We start from the raw sequence: 17,118 nt of genomic DNA on the forward strand, positions 1-17,118 counted from the left end.
TGTGAAAATAGTCAAACTTTTTCTATTATTCAGTTTTATGTGTGCACTTCTAATAGTTATATGAAATTCTTGAATAGATTATATTTTCCTTAAAATTATTTTAATTATTGATACTAATCATTTTCAAATCAGCTATTAAATTCATACAAATAAATAATAATGTTTGCATTAATTATGGTAACAAATGCGCCCACTCACTTATCTCCATAATAATTTCCAATTCTACAATCAAATTATATATGTCTATTAATTGTGTAGTTCTAGCTCAAGTGCCTCAACTATTAAAATAAATTATTAATATCATAAATTTCATCGTATTCTACTAAATTTAGTGCCAATCATTACAATGCTACTAAGCCACGCTATCATTCAATTAAACCAAATAATTAGCGGAGTACTTGTGCTAGCAAGCATCCTTATTTCCTTTGTTATGAATGATAAAAACGAGCAATTTTAATGTACTCATACTGTTTCTTCATATAAATAAATAACGCGAGGAATCAATGTTAAGAATGTTGATTCCTCGCGTTATTTCCCCAATTTTGAAAATTGACCCTTCCTTTAATTAAGCTTTCTCTAGATATCTAAAAAATGCATCTAAGTTCTTTTGAAGCTTGTCCCGTGTTCCAGAACTGCTTAATTCAATAATACTTGGCAAAAAGCTTTCCTTATTCGATTGATCCGTCTTTTCAAAAGGATTCACTATGTTTGAAGTCTCAATCTGCTTCTTCCAGTCAGCATAATTTTTAATTTCTTCTTTAAATATATCTGGTCTTTCACTATGCGTTCTCTTACTCCAATCTAATGCATACTTCATAGCCGATAACATTTTTTCTTTATCATTTGTTTATAATGCCTCATTCATCATAGACTTATATTGACTCCATGCAGGATAATCAGCCTTCTCCATTAAATCAAACTCATGCACATAATCATCAGGTGCGCCTACCAATGGTCCTTTAGGAATATCATATTGAATTTTTTCATTATCGCTTACTTTTCCGTTTAGCCCAATTTTAGCGATTGCATCTATTGCACTCATAAATTCAACTGCTTTGTATTTCCCAGCTAGTGCTCAGAAAGATACTTTGCTTTCTCAATTCCTAATGATATAAGCTCCGCTCGCTCGTGCGCTGATAAAGTTCCATCATGTGTAAGGAGATTGTCGTTAATAATGCTATAAGCAGCATCTATTACGTAGTCATCCAACCCTTTTAGGCTATTCATTAACTTTTCATTCAGTTGAATATTTGGGATAATTCGTTTCGCTACATTTTGTACTACTGCTCCAGAATTTTCAAATTCCTTTTGCATTTGTTCAATTTCTAATCATTCTCTCCATTCAGATTTTAGCTTTGAAAGGCCCATCTCATCGACCTTTTTTTGAAACGCCACTTTTGCTTCTTCTGAGATTTCTACAAGCGTACTCTCCTAAATTTGTTCCATTCTTATCTTCGCTGGCATTGTGATGCACCCTAACATTACTATGAACTATTGAAGTTGTAGCTTTATTATAATAATTCGTTATTACATTCATTATACCTACCATAGAATTAGTAAATAACAGGATACTTAGGTAAATATAGTCCATTCCAAACGAGAAACCCCGTATTAAATTAGGGCGCTATTTATTATTCAATAATGGGATATAAAGTAAAACTTCAATCCATAGTGGGTTTTCCTCATCCCTTCTGATTGCTAGTGTCGCTACGCTAAATTGCTCCTGCAGTTACTCGTCGTAGAAGTTATTACTGCCCATTTATGTGAGATAAATACAAGCTCATAATAATTAACTCGCCTTTACTTCCCTCTCTTCTAACACCATAATCTACAAAGCCGCACTTTTCGTACAAACTTTGAGCTACGCTGTTTCCAACATTAACTGCCAAGACGATTTCATTAATATTTGGGAAATTACTTTTTGTGAACTCAGGAAGTAATTTTAACGCTTTTTTAGCATGACCCTGCCCAAGAAATCGAAAATCTGTAGAAAAAGCTCTTAATAAAATAGCTGATGTATTTTCAGAATAAGGTTTAACCCCATCTTTTTCGTGTAAGGTAAAGAAAGTAACGAGATTATTATTTTCCATGGCTAATATAGAATGACGAGTTATATCCTTTATTTGCTTTTCAATACATGCTTGTGGGGTATCAGTATAATTTAATTGTTCTTCAGTCAATATATAATCGGCTATTAAACTATCAAATTTTTTCTCATAAAAAACTAATTCCATAACTTCCACCTCATTATGTAATAAAATATACTAGCACTAATTGTACAAATTAAAACATAGTTTGTACTATTAAGGCTAGCATATTTTCAATTTATTAAATATAAATATTAAAGAGATTAAACTATCTGTAGGAAATTATACAACCTATTTGGGAGCGTTTATCTAAATTAATCAATTATGCATCTCTAATGTGGAATTCTTATTTCCAATAAATAAAACAATGATTAGGAAATTTAAAGGGGTTTTAAAAATGTACAATGAAACAGCAAAAAATATTAGAGAAAATTTAAAAGCCGATTGCTCGAAATGCTTTGGGCTTTGTTGCACAGCACTTAACATTGTCGCATCAAGTGATTTTGCAATAAATAAACCGGCGGGGACACCTTGTCCCAACTTACAAAAGGATTTTCGATGTAAAATTCATAAGAACTTAAGAGATACAGGATTTAAGGGATGTACAGTGTTCGATTGTTTAGGGGCTGGTCAAAAAATCTCTCAAGACACTTTTAATGGCCAAAGCTGGCGGGAGCATCCTGAAATCGCCGAAAAAATGTTTCGCGCATTTCCTGTGATGGAACAACTATATGAAATGATTGCTTTTATTGCGGAATCATTAACTTATAATATTTCAGATTCATTGCGGAATCAACTAAATGAACAATTAAGAAAATTGCAGAATTTAACGGATATAAATGCTGATAAATTATTGTCATTAGATATCATGAGTTGTCGGTTACCTGTAAACGAATTACTTTTAGAAACAAGTGAATATATTCGAGGTCAGCTAAGTTCAAAGGTGTTTAAAATTAAGAAAGGGCAGCGACTTAGAGGCGCTGATTTTATTGGTAAAAATTTAAAAGGTAAGGATTTAAGAACGACTGATTTTAGAGGCGCTTATTTAATTGCAGCAGATCTGTGCAATTCAGATTTAAGAGGTGTTGATTTTATTGGAGCAGATTTGCGTGATGCAAATTTAAGTGGTGCCAATCTTTCTACAAGTATGTTTTTAACTCAAATGCAAATTAATTCAGCAAAAGGCAATAATAAATCTATTTTACCAAAGCATATTCAATTACCGCCTCATTGGGTGAATTAATTTCATTTGATAACTAGTCGCAACTGTAAAGCTTTTATTAGGGTTTAAACAACTAACTTTATATAATTTTTTACATTGCACTACGTTCTAATTATTAAAAACGTAGTGCAATGTGAATTATAATCGACCTACTAAAATTCCCCAATAATCTCCATTAATTAAACTTTCTTATTACAGACATTCAGGCTACTGCGTTATTTAACGCCAAATAAATAGATTGCTCTAGTCGCAAATTGCTCAAGCATATCTTTTGGAAAATTTCCTACAGACGATAGGCACAATCCGAATAATAAACTGATATAAGAAATCGCGATAATTAAAGGCTCTCCCTCTGACAATTGTTGCTCGTTTTGACCATTTACGATTAATTCTATAAGCCGTTGTTGTAGCTCATTTGTTTGCTTGTTAATCTCAGCAAATATTACAGGGAATTTTTCATATTGACCAATTACTTGTACTAGTAATTGCAAATATACATCTTGAGCATTAAAAAGGAAAATATGCTTTCTAATCATCGCCTCTATTTCTTTTGGATAAGATGTTGGGCTTACATTAAAGTCCTTCAATTCTACAATGAGCGGTTGAAATGGTTGCACAACACATGTATAAAAGAGCTCCTCTTTACTGCCGAAGTATGTTGCAACAGTGCCAAAGCCTACTTCTGCCTTTTTTGCAATATCAGCCATCGTTGTTGCCTCATAGCCATTCTCCGCAAAAAGTGCTATTGCTGCCTCCAAAACTCGTGCTTTTTTTAATTCCATTTTTCGTGCCACTTTATCACTAACCATTTCTCACACCCACTTTTGATTGATTAATCAATTTCATGTTATAATAGTTAAAAATGGAAAGCAAGGGGAGGTCGTTCTTTAAACCACTTAAAGTATACGATTCTAAAAGCACTTTCTCTTTGCATTGAAAATAATATTTTTTAGAGTTATTTTCAATCTTACTTAAACTAACTAATATACTTTTTATTATTGGAATATGAGTTGACACATATTTCAATCCAAAGGACAATGATAATATATATCTTGTACAATTTTTTAAATCATTGAAGGGATGGTACATTATGAGATTCTTTGACCGCATTAAATTTGATGGGTTACGTTCAAGAGATTGGGTTATTTACAAATACCCAAAAGAAGATATACGACTTGGTAGTACACTTATTGTAAACGAAGGGCAAATTGCGTTGTTTGTAAAAAACGGACAGGTATGTGATGCCTTTTCTTCTGGTTCATATGTGCTTTCTACAAACAACTTACCTATTATCGGCTCTCTATTAAATTTGGCGTATAGTGGAAAGACGCCCTTTACAGCCGAAATTTATTATATTAACTTAACTAATAAGCTTGATTTGTATTGGGGTACTACCAATCCTATCCAACTAATTGACCCTAAATACTTTGTGAAGCTACGAATTCGTGCATTTGGTCAAATGGCCTTACGTATTGATAACTATATGCTATTCTTTTCAGAGCTTATTGGTAGCATGACTTCAGATGAAATTGTCCAGTATGAAATGGTACAAGAATATTTCCGAGGTCTATTGATTACAAACATTAAAACCGAGCTAGCAAATAAAATTATTCGAGAAAAAATCTCAGCTTTGGAAATCTCAACAGAGTTAGCAAATCTATCCCAATCCATGAAGCAAATCGTTAAAGAGAAATTTCATCAATATGGTTTTTCATTATTAAGTTTCCATATAAACTCAATTGATTTCCCAGATGAAGATTTTGAAGAAATTAATAAAATTTTAACATCCCGCGCTAGATTTGAGATTATGGGGGATGACCGTTACACAACTGAGCGAAGCTTTGATGTTTATGAGGATGCAGCAAATAATCGAAATAATATGACGAGTTCGGTTGTATATAGTAATGTCGGTTTAAATACTTTCAATGAAATATTTTCAAGTATGGAACAACACCTTAAGCCATTGAAAAATATGAATACACAGGGAGTAATTTGCCCTTCATGTAATTTTAAAAACAACAACAATGCAAACTTTTGTGCAAACTGTGGCAAAAATTTCAGACAATCTACTTGTTCTTGTGGTGCAACATTAGACCCCAATTCTCGATTCTGTCACAATTGCGGTGCAAAGGCTAATTGATTAGTTTACGTTTAGGAGGCTTCTTTAATGAGTAATTTAAAATGCTCTCAGTGTGGTGCGCCTGTTGAAGCAAACAGAGTACAATGTAAATATTGTGGAGGGAAATACGACATAGCTTCTCAAACAACAGCACAAAACAATATGAATGAGCCCACATTTCAGCAGCAAAACTTTCAAGCATCTGTTAATACAGAGTCCGCTTCAGGTGTTGATCCCTCGTGGCCAATTAAATCTAAGGGGCTTGCTGCTTTTTTAGCTATTTTTTTTGGTGGGCTTGGTATCCACAAGTTTTATCTAGGGCGTCCTTGGATGGGACTTATATATCTATTCTTCTGGTGGTCGGGTGTTCCAACTGCTATCGGTATAATTGAAGGTCTTGTTTATTTATTACAAAGTGAACATAATTTCCAAATGAAAAATTATGTTCGTACTAACTAATATGACAAAAAGCATCGTACAATTGATTTCTCAATGTATACGATGCTTTTTAATTTTATTTCCCTTGCGCGGCAATTACTGTTTTCCCACCCATGTAAGGTACTAATACTTCAGGAATTTTGACGCTGCCATCTGCTTGTTGGTAGTTTTCTAAAATTGCAGCTACAGTACGACCAATCGCTAAGCCAGAGCCGTTTAATGTGTGTACGAATTCCGGTTTTGCACCTAGCTCACGACGGAAACGGATGTTTGCGCGACGTGCTTGGAAATCTTCAAAGTTTGAAATTGAAGAAATTTCACGGTACATATCTTGCGTTGGGAACCATACTTCCAAGTCATATTTCTTCGCTGCTGTAAAACCTAAATCAGACGTATTCATTAACAGCTTGCGGTATGGAAGTTCTAATAATTTTAATACTTTTTCAGCATGACCTACTAATAGCTCTAATTGCTCGTAAGATTCTTCTGGTTTTACGAAACGCACAAGCTCCACTTTGTTAAATTGGTGCTGACGGATAAGTCCGCGTGTATCGCGACCTGCTGAACCTGCCTCAGAACGGAAGCAAGTGCTATAAGCAGCAAAGCCTTTTGGTAGCATTTCTCCGTCTAAAATTTCATCGCGGTAGAAGTTCGTTACAGGCACTTCCGCTGTCGGTGCTAAGAAGTAATCTAAATCCTTTAATTTAAATACATCCTCTTCAAATTTTGGTAAATTCCCTGTACCAGTTAATGAATCTCGATTAATAATAACAGGTGGTAGCATTTCCTCATAGCCATGCTCCTCTGAATGTAAATCCATCATAAAGCTCATTAACGCACGCTCTAAACGAGCACCTAGTCCACGATAAAATAGGAAGCGGCTTCCAGTTACTTTTCCCGCACGTTCAAAATCAACAACTTGCAAATCTGTTGCTACATCCCAGTGTGGTTTTGGTTCGAAATCGAATGCTGTTATTTCTCCCCATGTGTACACTTCAACGTTGTCATCCTCTGTTTCCCCGACAGGAACTGATTCATGCGGAATGTTTGGCAAACGCATCATCATATCTTCGAATTTTTCTTCAACAGCACGTAATGCTTCATCAAGCGTTTTTATTTCTTCTCCTACTTCGCGCATGCGTGCAATCACATCATCCGCGTTTTCCTTATTACGCTTCATTACTGAAATTTGCTCAGACACTTTATTGCGCTCAGCTTTTAATACTTCCGTTTTGGCAATTAAATCACGACGTTCTGTATCTAATGCCTCAAACTGATCGAAAGTCCCTAAATCCTCATTGCGTGTAAGCAATACTCTTTTTACTTCTTCATAATTGTCTCGAATACGTTTAATATCTAACATATTTCTTCCTCCATTCTTTTTACTTTATTACATTAATGCGCTAAAACGACAAAAAAGCCCTCATCCCCTAAAAGGGACGAGAGCTACCCGCGTTGCCACCCTAATTGAATAAACAGGCAATGTTTATTCCACTTCGTTCATAACGGCTTTAGTCACCGGTCTTTGCCTACTATTATTTTCAGCAAGACAACTCAAGGATGGATTCACAAGTGTTTTTATTAGCTTGCACCGACCGCTAACTCTCTTCAAAAAACGAGCTTGTTACTATTTCCTATCATCGCATTATCTTATAATTTGCATTCATTGTACTATAGCTTATTTTTTTTGGCAACTCGTAACAAGCAATGATGATTATTTTTACGTATAATGACGTTGAGGTGATTTGCTTATGCAAAAGACAAAAATTATCGTTGTCGATGATGAAAAGGAAATTGCAGATTTAATATCCTTACATTTAGAAAAGGAATTCTATGATGTGATTACATGCTATGACAGCACAAAGGTACTTGCCATATTACAAAATCAAGCAATTGATCTCATAATATTAGACATTATGATGCCAAATATGAATGGCTATGAATTAACAGCACAAATTCGCAAAAATTTTAATATGCCAATCATTTTTGTTAGTGCCAAAACTTCTGATTTTGATAAAGTGCATGGACTTGCTATAGGTGCTGATGATTATATAACAAAGCCTTTTACTCCAATTGAATTAGCTGCTCGTGTTAATGCACAGCTTAGACGATTTAAAACATTAAACACACCAGTTTCCACTACAACACCTATATTGCAATACGGCGGATTAGTCATTTTACCAGAGCAACGTGAGGTAAAACTCTATGATGAAGTGCTTGATTTAACGCGCAAGGAATTTGATATCTTATATTTACTCGCTAGCCACCCTAAAAAGGTATTTAGTACTGAAAATATTTTTGAAGAAGTGTGGAAAGAAGCTTATTTTGAAGCTGCTAATACTGTGATGGTGCATATACGTACTTTACGTAAAAAATTAAAAGAGGATAAAAAAAACCAGTTTATTAAAACTGTTTGGGGAGTAGGTTATACGTTTAATGATTAAGCAATTTCATAATTTCCGTGTTCAGATGGCATTTCTATTCGTTGTTAGTATGTCACTTTCGGGCGCGATTACAGGCACTCTTTTCTCCATCCTACGCTGGTACTATCAGCAAAATGTTAATGCTGACACTCGCTTAGCTGCTTGGCGCCAAACTATGCGAGCTTTTGGTGATACTAATGCCTTTCTAATTGTATTTGTTCCCTTGTCATTTGTTATGTTTATGTTACTAACCAAAAAATATACTGGCTACTTTAATACAATTTCCACAGGCATTCGTCATCTAGCAAACGGTGATTTTTCGCAGAAAATTCATATCGAAAGTCGCAGTGAATTCGGTGGGCTTGCTGAGCATGTAAATGTTGCTGCAAAAATGCTACAAGAAGCGATTGAACGAGGTGACTTTTCTGAAACTAGTAAAAATGAGTTGGTTGTTAATTTAGCTCATGATTTACGAACCCCTCTCACATCTGTACTCGGTTATTTACATTTAATTTTACATGATGAAAGCTTATCAGAGGAACAAAAAAGGCATTTTTTAACGATTGCTTATACAAAAACTGGACGGCTAGAAGGGCTAATCGATACATTATTCGAAGTGACCAGACTAAACTACGGGATGCTCCCGTTAAAGCAAACGACCTTTGATGTTGGACACCTTTTATTACAGCTTTCAGAGGAAATGTATCCGATTATTGAACAAGCTAATCTTACTACTCGTACCACGATTGAAGACAATTTATTTGTTCATGCAGATGGTGAACTTTTAGCCCGTGTTTTTGAAAATTTAATGACGAACGCTTGTCGCTATGGCGCAGACGGGCAATATATCGATATTACTGCAAAAACAGTAGGCGATACTATTGAAATTCGCATTTTTAATTATGGTAGCACCATTCCTGAAGAAGATTTACCTCATTTATTTGATATGTTTTATACAGCCGATAAATCTCGCTCTTCAGAACATAACAGTACAGGTTTAGGCTTATTTATCGCTAAAAATATTATTGAGCAGCATGAAGGAACAATTTCAGTTACAAGCTCACTAAAAGAGACATGCTTTATTATTAATTTAAGAAAAATTTAAGAAATACCCTGCGAATTATTTAAGTTCTCCTCATTATTATGAAAAGTAATAATGAGGAGGAAAAATAAATGAAAAAAATTATCTCTATTTTGCTTATTTTAATAATCGGAGGATGGCTTATTACAAATAATCCATTCATTAAAGAAAAATACACTACGAATGGTCATCCTTTCGTGTACAAAGGAGATTTACTATTAGTAAATCACGACTTCCCCGTTAAAGAGGAGTATATACAAAAGGATATAGTCAATGCCCATCAATCAAATTACAGCAATTACTATATCGTTTTATCTAAAGATATTTTAATTTCTGAGCACATTAAAGCGCCTTTTGAAGCCTTAATGGAACAAGCTTATAATGATGGCATATCCACTTTTTTAGTTAGTAGCGGCTTCCGAAGCTTTGTAGAGCAAAAAAAATTATACGATCAATATGGTAGCAAAAGTGCTCTTCCAGCTGGTTATAGTGAGCATAATTTAGGTTTATCTTTAGATATTGGCTCTTCGCAAGGGCGAATGGAGGATACAATTGAGGGGCAATGGCTTGCTGAAAATGTTTGGCAGCATGGCTTCATTATGCGTTATCCAAAAAACAAAACACATATTACGAAAATCAAATATGAGCCTTGGCATATTCGCTATGTGGGTCTTCCGCATAGCATATTGATGCAGGAAAAAGATTTAGCACTTGAAGAATACATTGAGTTTTTAAAAACCGAGCAAACCGTGCATACATCTGTTAATGGACAAGATTACATTATTGAATACTATCCAAGCGAACAATTCTCAGAAGATTTGCTTCCAGAAAATCAAACATATACTATATCTGGTGACAATCAAAGTGGTATCATTGTTACGACTGAAGCTTGATCGTGTTTTCAAGATTTTTAGAAATAAGTACGGCGAATGCTGTGTCTTAGATTATTTTGTAAGGGGTGAGTGACAATGGATATGCTGTTATTTTCACTAAACCGCGATACGAACACTCCATTGTATGAGCAATTGTACGAGGGCATTAAAGATGCAATTATTCAGCAAAAAATTGCTGTTGGTGAAAAATTGCCTTCTAAAAGAAAGCTTAGTGATTTTTTAAATATTAGTCAGACGACGATTGAATTAGCCTATGCACAACTTTTAGCGGAAGGTTATATCGCCTCCAAACCACGCGTAGGCTATTTTGTTGAAGATATCGATGAACTTCCCTTTATTGAAAAGCCGATTAGTAGTACGGCATCAAACTATAAAAAACGCACATATAAAATTGATTTTTCTCCAGGGAAAATTGATGAGGATTCCTTCCCTTTTACTGTTTGGAGAAAGTATGCAAAAGAGTTAATTGACTCACATTCAAAAGAGCTACTACAAATTGGCGACCGGCAAGGAGAATGTGAATTACGCACTCAAATCGCGAGCTATTTATATCAATCACGTGGCATCAACTGCACAGCTGAGCAAATTGTTATCGGCTCAGGAACAGAGCAACTTATGCCCTTTATTTTACGATTATTTGATGATGCCAATATTGCATTAGAAAATCCAGGCTATTCAGCTATTCCTCGTAATCAATTTGAACATGTTGTAATTCCTGTCGATGTCGACTCGGACGGATTGCAGATTGATCAGCTTGAAAAAACAGAGGCTAATTTAGTGTATATTACTCCCTCTCATCAATTCCCGACAGGCGCTGTTCTATCTGCTGCACGTCGAGCTCAATTGTTGAAATGGGCTGCCCAAAAAGTATCTCGATATATTATTGAAGATGATTATGATAGTGAATTTCGTTATATTGGAAAACCAATACCTGCACTTCATAGTCTAGATCAAAATGATAAAGTTATTTATATAAGCACATTTACAAAATCATTAATGCCTTCTTTGCGAGTTGCATACTTCGTGCTACCACCAACATTATTAGCACGTTACAACGAGATATTCGGCTATTATTCTGCGACTGTTCCACGCTTTGATCAGCATATTTTAGCCCATTTTATGAAGGACGGGCACTTTTCAAAGCATTTAAATCGCATGCGTAAAATTTATCGTAAAAAGCACGACAAACTACTAACAATACTAACAAAGCATTACCCAACTATTAAAGTCTCTGGAGATGTTGCAGGGATGCATGTATTAATACAAGTTCCACATGAAAAACAGGAACATGAATTACAACAAATTGCTCTAGAAAATGATATTTCAATTTTACCTATTTCCAATTACTTACTAGCACCAATACAACTTAAACTCCCAACGTTTTTATTAGGATTTGGCGGCATTCCAATCGAAAAAATTGAATCTTATGTTGATGCATTAATGGCAGCTTGGGGCATTAGTAAACACTAATGCTCCACCAGCTCAATTTCATATTCCTCAAACCACATATCTAATTGAATTAAAAACGCCAACAATTGCGGGCCCGCCATCAATTGCCCAAACCAAGGTACTTGGAATGATGAACCGCCTGATTGAATTAACTCATTTATTTTTTCATGATTGAACAGCTCATGTAAAATCGAATTTTTATTTTCTAGACGTTGCTGCAATATTTCTTGAACAGCATTCGTGTATTTTGGATGGTAAGTTTTAGGATAAGGATTCTTTTTTCGATATACTATTTCTTTAGGTAAAATTCCCTCAAATGATTTTCTTAATATACCTTTTTCTAAGCCACCAACTGTCTTCATTTCCCAGGGAATATTCCAAGCATATTCAACGATTCGATGGTCTGCAAAAGGTACTCGAACTTCTAAGCCTGCAGCCATTGTCATACGATCTTTGCGTTCTAATAAAGTTTGCATAAAGTATTGGCGATTTAAATAAAAGAGCTGCTGCCTTTTATCTGATGTAGGCATTTGCTTAATTTCATCATTATAAGTTTGCTGTAAGTATTCTTTTAATGGCAATTTCTTCTGAAAGCTTTCTTGAATTAATTGTGCTCGCTCATCTATTGAACGAATCCAAGGAAATAATGGTGTGACATTATAATACCAAGGGTAGCCACCAAACAATTCATCTGCGCATTCACCAGATAGTGCAACAGTGAAGTTCTTTTTAATCTCCTGACCAAATAATACAAGTGAGCTATCGATATCTACCATGCTCGGGTAGTCTTTTCCATGCAAAGCCTGCCTTAAATATGCAACAAGCTGCTCCTGCTCTATAATAATTTCATGGTGTACTGTATCAAATTTTTGGCTCATAATGTTTATCCAGTAACCATCTCGCGTTGTTTGGAAATCATTTTGTGTAAAAAACTGCTCATTATCCTCATAATCTATTGAATAAGTATGCAACTGTTCGCCATGCTCTTTTAATGTATTCGCAGCAATTGCAGTTATAATACTTGAATCAAGCCCACCAGATAATAATGTACAAAGTGGCACATCGCTGACTAATTGGCGTTTAATTGCATCTGTTGTTAATTCTCGAACATGCTCAATCGTCTGCTCTAATGAATCTGTATGCTCCTTGCTTTCTACATCCCAATAGCACCAAGTCATCAGATTATTTTGATTGAACTGTAACGCATAAGCTGGCGGTAGTTCAAAAATATTTTTAAAAACTGTTGTACCAGGCTTTCTAGAAGGGCCAATGCTTAACAGGGCTGTTAATCCTTCATAAGTAACAATTGGACGAACTGCCTGATGTGCTAGCAACGCTTTTATTTCAGAGCCAAATAAAAGTCCTTCATCACTTTGCATATAAAATAGAGGTTTTACACCTAAACGATCGCGGAATAAATAAATAGACTGCTGGCTATCATCCCATACAGCAAAAGCAAAAATTCCATTGATATGCTCTACACAATGCTCTTTCCACTCTATAAATGCACATAGCAAAACTTCTGTATCTGATGTTGTTGTAAATGTATAGCCTTGTGCCGTTAATGTCTGTCGTAATTCTTCTGTATTGTAAAGCTCTCCATTATAAACAATTGTATATAGTTTTGTTTGATGTATTTTTGTCATTGGCTGTGCACCGCCTGCCACATCAATCACTGCTAATCGACGATGCCCAAGCTGTACATGCTGATTCGTCCAAATAGCTTGTGCATCAGGTCCACGATGTGCCAAAACATCTGTCATATGTTGTATTTGCTGTGTATCATTTAGTATTTTATCAAAATTAACGATACCCGCAATTCCACACATTTTTCACACTCCTTCACGTATTATGTATATGCTCCTCTTTATTTCAATAGAACAGGTTTCTACACAAAAAGAGAGTTATCCAAAATGGACAACTCTCTTACAATTATTAACTAAATAAACCTGTGACACTTCCCCATAAATTACTGAAAAATTTGCCGATGCCTTGGAAAAATAGCGAAATGCTACTAGCACGCTCTACAGACGCTGTTGTCACAACATCTACTGATAGTTGCTTGCCATCGATAAAACCGTAATCCGTACCTTCTGAGCGCTCTACTGTTGCTTTCCCAACAACTTTGCCTTGCTCAACTGCCGCCTCTAATTCTTCATTAGATAAACTTAGAACTGGCTTATATAAATCTTTATCGCTCGTTTTAATCATGAAAGAGATTGGTTCCTTTGTTGCAATCGCAACACTCTCTTCTTTCCCTTTTGTTACTCGCACTGTTTTTTGCTTTTCAAATGTATAATTAGCAGGTAATAATTCTTGTTTTGTGAACTGACCAAAGCCATAATCAAATAACTTTGCTGTCGCATCAAAACGCGCTTTATAAGAGCCTACACCATTTGCATCAACCGCCTTCATTACAACCGCAATAAGACGTGTACCATTGCGTTCTGCTGTTCCTGTAAAGCAATGACCCGCAAAAGTCGTAGTACCCGTTTTTAAGCCGTCTACGCCTTCATAAGCATATACAAGCTCTGGCAACATGAAGTTCCAGTTTTCCATTTTAATCGCATCGCTTGTCCCTTCACGGAACGTCTTTTTAGCAATTTTAGATGTTTCTAAAACTTCTGGGTGATCTTTAAGTAAATGATATGCTAATTTGGCTGTTGATTTTGCTGTCATTACATTTTCATCTTCTGCTCCTGTACCAGATGGATGCATGCCAAATAAATCAGCATTATTTAAACCTGTAGAGTTAACGAATTTATACCCTTCAAGACCAAGCTCTTCTGCCTTTGCATTCATTAACTTTAAAAATTCAGTTTCTGTACCTGCAATCGTTTCAGCAATCGCAACTGTAGCCGCATTTGCTGAGTAAATTGCCATTGCCTCATACAATTCACGAATTGTATAAGTACCATCTGCACGTAAAGGTACGTTACTTAATGCACGGTTTTGAGACATTTTGTACGTATAGTCTGTTACACGATATTCCTGATCCCAAGTAACTGACCCTGCGTTAATTGCATCAAGCAATAAGTATTCCGTCATCATTTTTGTCATACTTGCAATACCTAATGATGTATCTGCATTTTGTTCGTATAAAATTTTCCCTGAATCTGCGTCAATTAAAATTGCTGCGTCTACTGTTAAACCTAAATCACTTTCTGCCTTTGCCACCGGTGTTGTTACTAGCATGCTTAGTAATAAGATTGGAAGCATTAGCAAACTAATCATTTTCATACTTGCCTTTTTCACAAAGCTACCTCCACTAAATAGTTTCTCCTTCGCCATTTTATCATAGAACGTCAATAAATGCGGTATTTATACAAAGAAAAACACTCTGTTAACATTATTATAGACGTTAACAGAGTGAATTAGTTGCATTTTTTTATTGATAAGAATAGTTTGGTGCTTCTTTTGTAATTTGTACGTTATGTGGGTGTGATTCACGAAGACCTGCACCTGTCATACGAACAAATTGTGCTTCTTCACGTAAAGCTTGTAAATTCGCTGATCCACAGTAGCCCATACCTGCACGAATACCGCCGATTAATTGGTGAATTGTGTCTGCAAGTGGTCCTTTGTATGGAAGACGCCCTTCAATTCCTTCAGGTACTAGTTTCTTCGCATCCTCTTGGAAGTAACGGTCTTTTGAACCTTTTTCCATCGCACCAAGTGATCCCATACCACGATATACTTTAAAGCGGCGTCCTTGGAAAATTTCCGTTTCTCCTGGTGATTCCGAAGTACCTGCTAATAGCGAGCCTAACATAACTACATGTCCACCAGCAGCTAATGCTTTTACGATATCACCAGAATACTTAATACCACCGTCAGCAATAATTGCTTTACCGTATTCACGTGCTATCGAAGCAGCATCATATACAGCCGTAATTTGTGGTACCCCTACACCAGCGACAACACGTGTAGTACAAATTGAACCTGGTCCAATACCTACTTTTACTACATCTGCACCAGCTTCAAATAATGCACGAGTTCCTTCTCCAGTAGCTACGTTCCCAGCGATGATTTCTAAATCCGGATAAGCAACGCGAATTGATTTAATTGTATTTAAAACGCCTTGTGAATGACCATGTGCTGTATCGATAACAATAATATCTACTTGTGCTTCTACAAGCTTTGCAATGCGAGCCATTGTGTCGCTTGAAACGCCTACTGCAGCCCCTACTAATAAACGGCCATGAATATCTTTTGCAGCATTAGGGAATTCAATCACTTTTTCAATATCTTTAATTGTAATTAAACCTGATAACTTACCGCTTTCATCGACAATCGGTAATTTTTCAATTTTGTACTGTTGTAAAATTTTCTCTGCATCTTCTAATGTTGTACCTTCAGGTGCTGTAATTAAATCTTCCTTTGTCATTACATCGTCAATTTTTAAAGCATAGTCAGAAATAAAACGTAAATCACGATTTGTAATAATACCTACTAATTTTTGATCGTCCATATTGTTTACAATTGGAACGCCCGAAATGCGGTATTTACCCATTAAGTGCTCAGCATCAAAAACTTGGTGCTCTGGTGTTAAGAAGAATGGATTTGTAATAACGCCATTTTCAGAGCGTTTTACTTTTTCTACTTCTTCAGCTTGCTCATCAATCGTCATGTTTTTATGAATAATACCAATTCCACCTTGGCGTGCCATAGCAATCGCCATTTTTGCTTCTGTTACTGTATCCATACCAGCGCTTATTAAAGGAATATTTAATTTGATTTTCGGTGTTAATTGCACTGATAAATCCACATCTTTTGGTAATACTTCAGAGTGAGCTGGGACTAATAGTACATCATCAAATGTTAATCCTTCTTTAGCAAATTTTGTTTCCCACATTTCGAAAATTCCTCCTAGGTAAAAGAATATTATTGTAAGGTTATCAACGTGCCCTTGCCATGTCAAGATATAATGAAAAGAAAAATAATTCCGACTATTGATTAGCTTAATTTATAGGAGAGAAAGAGGCTTGTTAATTTTTATAATGGTAGTTTCAAATTTTCTAATTTGTAGGTTTTATACTATTTGAGAAGCTAAGGGATGAATTAATTTCATTTTAAAGCATATGTGAAATATTGATTTCTATGGGGAATATTTTGATGAAATCCCCTATATTAAAGCTATTTTTCACTATGATTTAAGCCGGTAAGTAGGGATCTTAAAACCAATTATGTCAAGGCTAACCCTTATCTGTTTTTTGGGGGCGACCTAATAAACTCTTTTTGAGTTGTTCTATCAGGAATTTGTGCATTCCTATCAGTAACTTTAAGGTTTCTATCAGTAACTTTTGCACTTCTATCAGGAAAGCCATAGAAAATTCTATGTGCATACAAAAAATTGCTTATCTGCACTGCTTCATGTGAGATACACTTGAAAGTGATAGCGATTGT

The 17,118-nt window shown here is 35.3% G+C and carries 17 protein-coding genes and 1 other annotated feature; of the genes, 7 read left to right on the plus strand and 10 right to left on the minus strand.

Going from position 1 to position 17,118, the window contains the following annotated elements; all coding sequences use genetic code 11:
* Window positions 1-565: 565 nt before the first annotated feature.
* The 4 genes from TY13_RS19310 to TY13_RS19325 form a co-directional block, all read right to left on the minus strand.
* Entirely contained in the window at window positions 566-817 is a 252-nt protein-coding gene (locus TY13_RS19310; RefSeq protein ID WP_154661651.1) for a hypothetical protein, read from the minus strand.
* Between the two features lie 30 nt (window positions 818-847).
* Entirely contained in the window at window positions 848-1,042 is a 195-nt protein-coding gene (locus tag TY13_RS19315) for a hypothetical protein (protein ID WP_042479312.1), read from the minus strand.
* A gap of 26 nt (window positions 1,043-1,068) precedes the next feature.
* Window positions 1,069-1,314, minus strand: coding sequence for a hypothetical protein (locus tag TY13_RS19320; RefSeq protein WP_042479314.1), 246 nt, complete (start codon window positions 1,312-1,314; stop codon window positions 1,069-1,071).
* A 434-nt stretch (window positions 1,315-1,748) separates the two neighbouring features.
* A complete protein-coding gene (locus TY13_RS19325) occupies window positions 1,749-2,234 on the minus strand; it encodes a GNAT family N-acetyltransferase (protein ID WP_042479317.1) in 486 nt (161 codons plus the stop codon).
* 250 nt (window positions 2,235-2,484) lie between these two features.
* Between TY13_RS19325 and TY13_RS19330 the strand changes: the two genes are divergently transcribed.
* Window positions 2,485-3,330: a pentapeptide repeat-containing protein gene (locus TY13_RS19330; protein ID WP_042479320.1), complete on the plus strand. Its 846-nt coding sequence runs from the start codon at window positions 2,485-2,487 to the stop codon at window positions 3,328-3,330.
* 194 nt (window positions 3,331-3,524) lie between these two features.
* Here the strand turns inward: TY13_RS19330 and TY13_RS19335 are convergent, their stop codons facing one another.
* Window positions 3,525-4,091: a TetR/AcrR family transcriptional regulator gene (locus TY13_RS19335; RefSeq protein ID WP_195891730.1), complete on the minus strand. Its 567-nt coding sequence runs from the start codon at window positions 4,089-4,091 to the stop codon at window positions 3,525-3,527.
* A 308-nt stretch (window positions 4,092-4,399) separates the two neighbouring features.
* On the opposite strand from TY13_RS19335, the gene TY13_RS19340 reads away from it, so the two are divergent.
* Together TY13_RS19340 and TY13_RS21195 are read left to right on the plus strand one after the other, a co-directional pair.
* Window positions 4,400-5,449 (plus strand): SPFH domain-containing protein, encoded by a 1,050-nt coding sequence (locus TY13_RS19340; RefSeq protein WP_042479325.1) that lies wholly within the window; start codon window positions 4,400-4,402, stop codon window positions 5,447-5,449.
* 225 nt (window positions 5,450-5,674) lie between these two features.
* Window positions 5,675-5,887, plus strand: coding sequence for a TM2 domain-containing protein (locus TY13_RS21195; protein WP_326586725.1), 213 nt, complete (start codon window positions 5,675-5,677; stop codon window positions 5,885-5,887).
* A gap of 55 nt (window positions 5,888-5,942) precedes the next feature.
* On the opposite strand, the gene serS is transcribed toward TY13_RS21195, so the two are convergent.
* Window positions 5,943-7,229, minus strand: coding sequence for a serine--tRNA ligase (gene serS, locus TY13_RS19350; RefSeq protein WP_042479336.1), 1,287 nt, complete (start codon window positions 7,227-7,229; stop codon window positions 5,943-5,945).
* A 69-nt stretch (window positions 7,230-7,298) separates the two neighbouring features.
* Window positions 7,299-7,516: a binding site (T-box leader), on the minus strand.
* Between the two features lie 101 nt (window positions 7,517-7,617).
* On the opposite strand from serS, the gene TY13_RS19355 reads away from it, so the two are divergent.
* The 4 genes from TY13_RS19355 (at window position 7,618) to pdxR (ending at window position 11,733) form a co-directional block, all read left to right on the plus strand.
* Window positions 7,618-8,310: a response regulator transcription factor gene (locus TY13_RS19355; RefSeq protein WP_042479338.1), complete on the plus strand. Its 693-nt coding sequence runs from the start codon at window positions 7,618-7,620 to the stop codon at window positions 8,308-8,310.
* The gene (locus TY13_RS19360; protein ID WP_042479340.1) at window positions 8,303-9,394 is read left to right on the plus strand and encodes a sensor histidine kinase; all 1,092 of its coding nucleotides are present in this window, start codon (window positions 8,303-8,305) and stop codon (window positions 9,392-9,394) included. Before TY13_RS19355 ends, TY13_RS19360 begins: the two co-directional genes overlap by 8 nt.
* 68 nt (window positions 9,395-9,462) lie before the next feature.
* Window positions 9,463-10,263, plus strand: a complete 801-nt coding sequence (locus tag TY13_RS19365) for a M15 family metallopeptidase (RefSeq protein WP_052344395.1) — start codon at window positions 9,463-9,465, stop codon at window positions 10,261-10,263.
* A 75-nt stretch (window positions 10,264-10,338) separates the two neighbouring features.
* Entirely contained in the window at window positions 10,339-11,733 is a 1,395-nt protein-coding gene (gene pdxR, locus TY13_RS19370) for a MocR-like pyridoxine biosynthesis transcription factor PdxR (protein WP_195891731.1), read from the plus strand.
* Here the strand turns inward: pdxR and asnB are convergent.
* From asnB to TY13_RS21095, 4 genes are all read right to left on the minus strand, one after another.
* On the minus strand, window positions 11,730-13,541 hold the full coding sequence (asnB, locus tag TY13_RS19375; RefSeq protein WP_042479344.1) for an asparagine synthase (glutamine-hydrolyzing): 1,812 nt from the start codon (window positions 13,539-13,541) through the stop codon (window positions 11,730-11,732). The two genes, pdxR and asnB, sit on opposite strands and share 4 nt — an antisense overlap.
* Window positions 13,542-13,647: 106 nt before the next feature.
* Window positions 13,648-14,952, minus strand: coding sequence for a D-alanyl-D-alanine carboxypeptidase family protein (locus TY13_RS19380; protein ID WP_195891732.1), 1,305 nt, complete (start codon window positions 14,950-14,952; stop codon window positions 13,648-13,650).
* Between the two features lie 148 nt (window positions 14,953-15,100).
* On the minus strand, window positions 15,101-16,567 hold the full coding sequence (gene guaB, locus TY13_RS19385) for an IMP dehydrogenase (RefSeq protein ID WP_042479349.1): 1,467 nt from the start codon (window positions 16,565-16,567) through the stop codon (window positions 15,101-15,103).
* Window positions 16,568-16,914: 347 nt separating this feature from the next.
* The coding region (locus tag TY13_RS21095; RefSeq protein ID WP_230199485.1) for a hypothetical protein at window positions 16,915-17,118 on the minus strand (204 nt) is incomplete at its 5' end.

It is taken from the genome of Bacillus ndiopicus (assembly GCF_000612805.1).
GTDB classification, from domain to species: domain Bacteria; phylum Bacillota; class Bacilli; order Bacillales_A; family Planococcaceae; genus Metasolibacillus; species Metasolibacillus ndiopicus.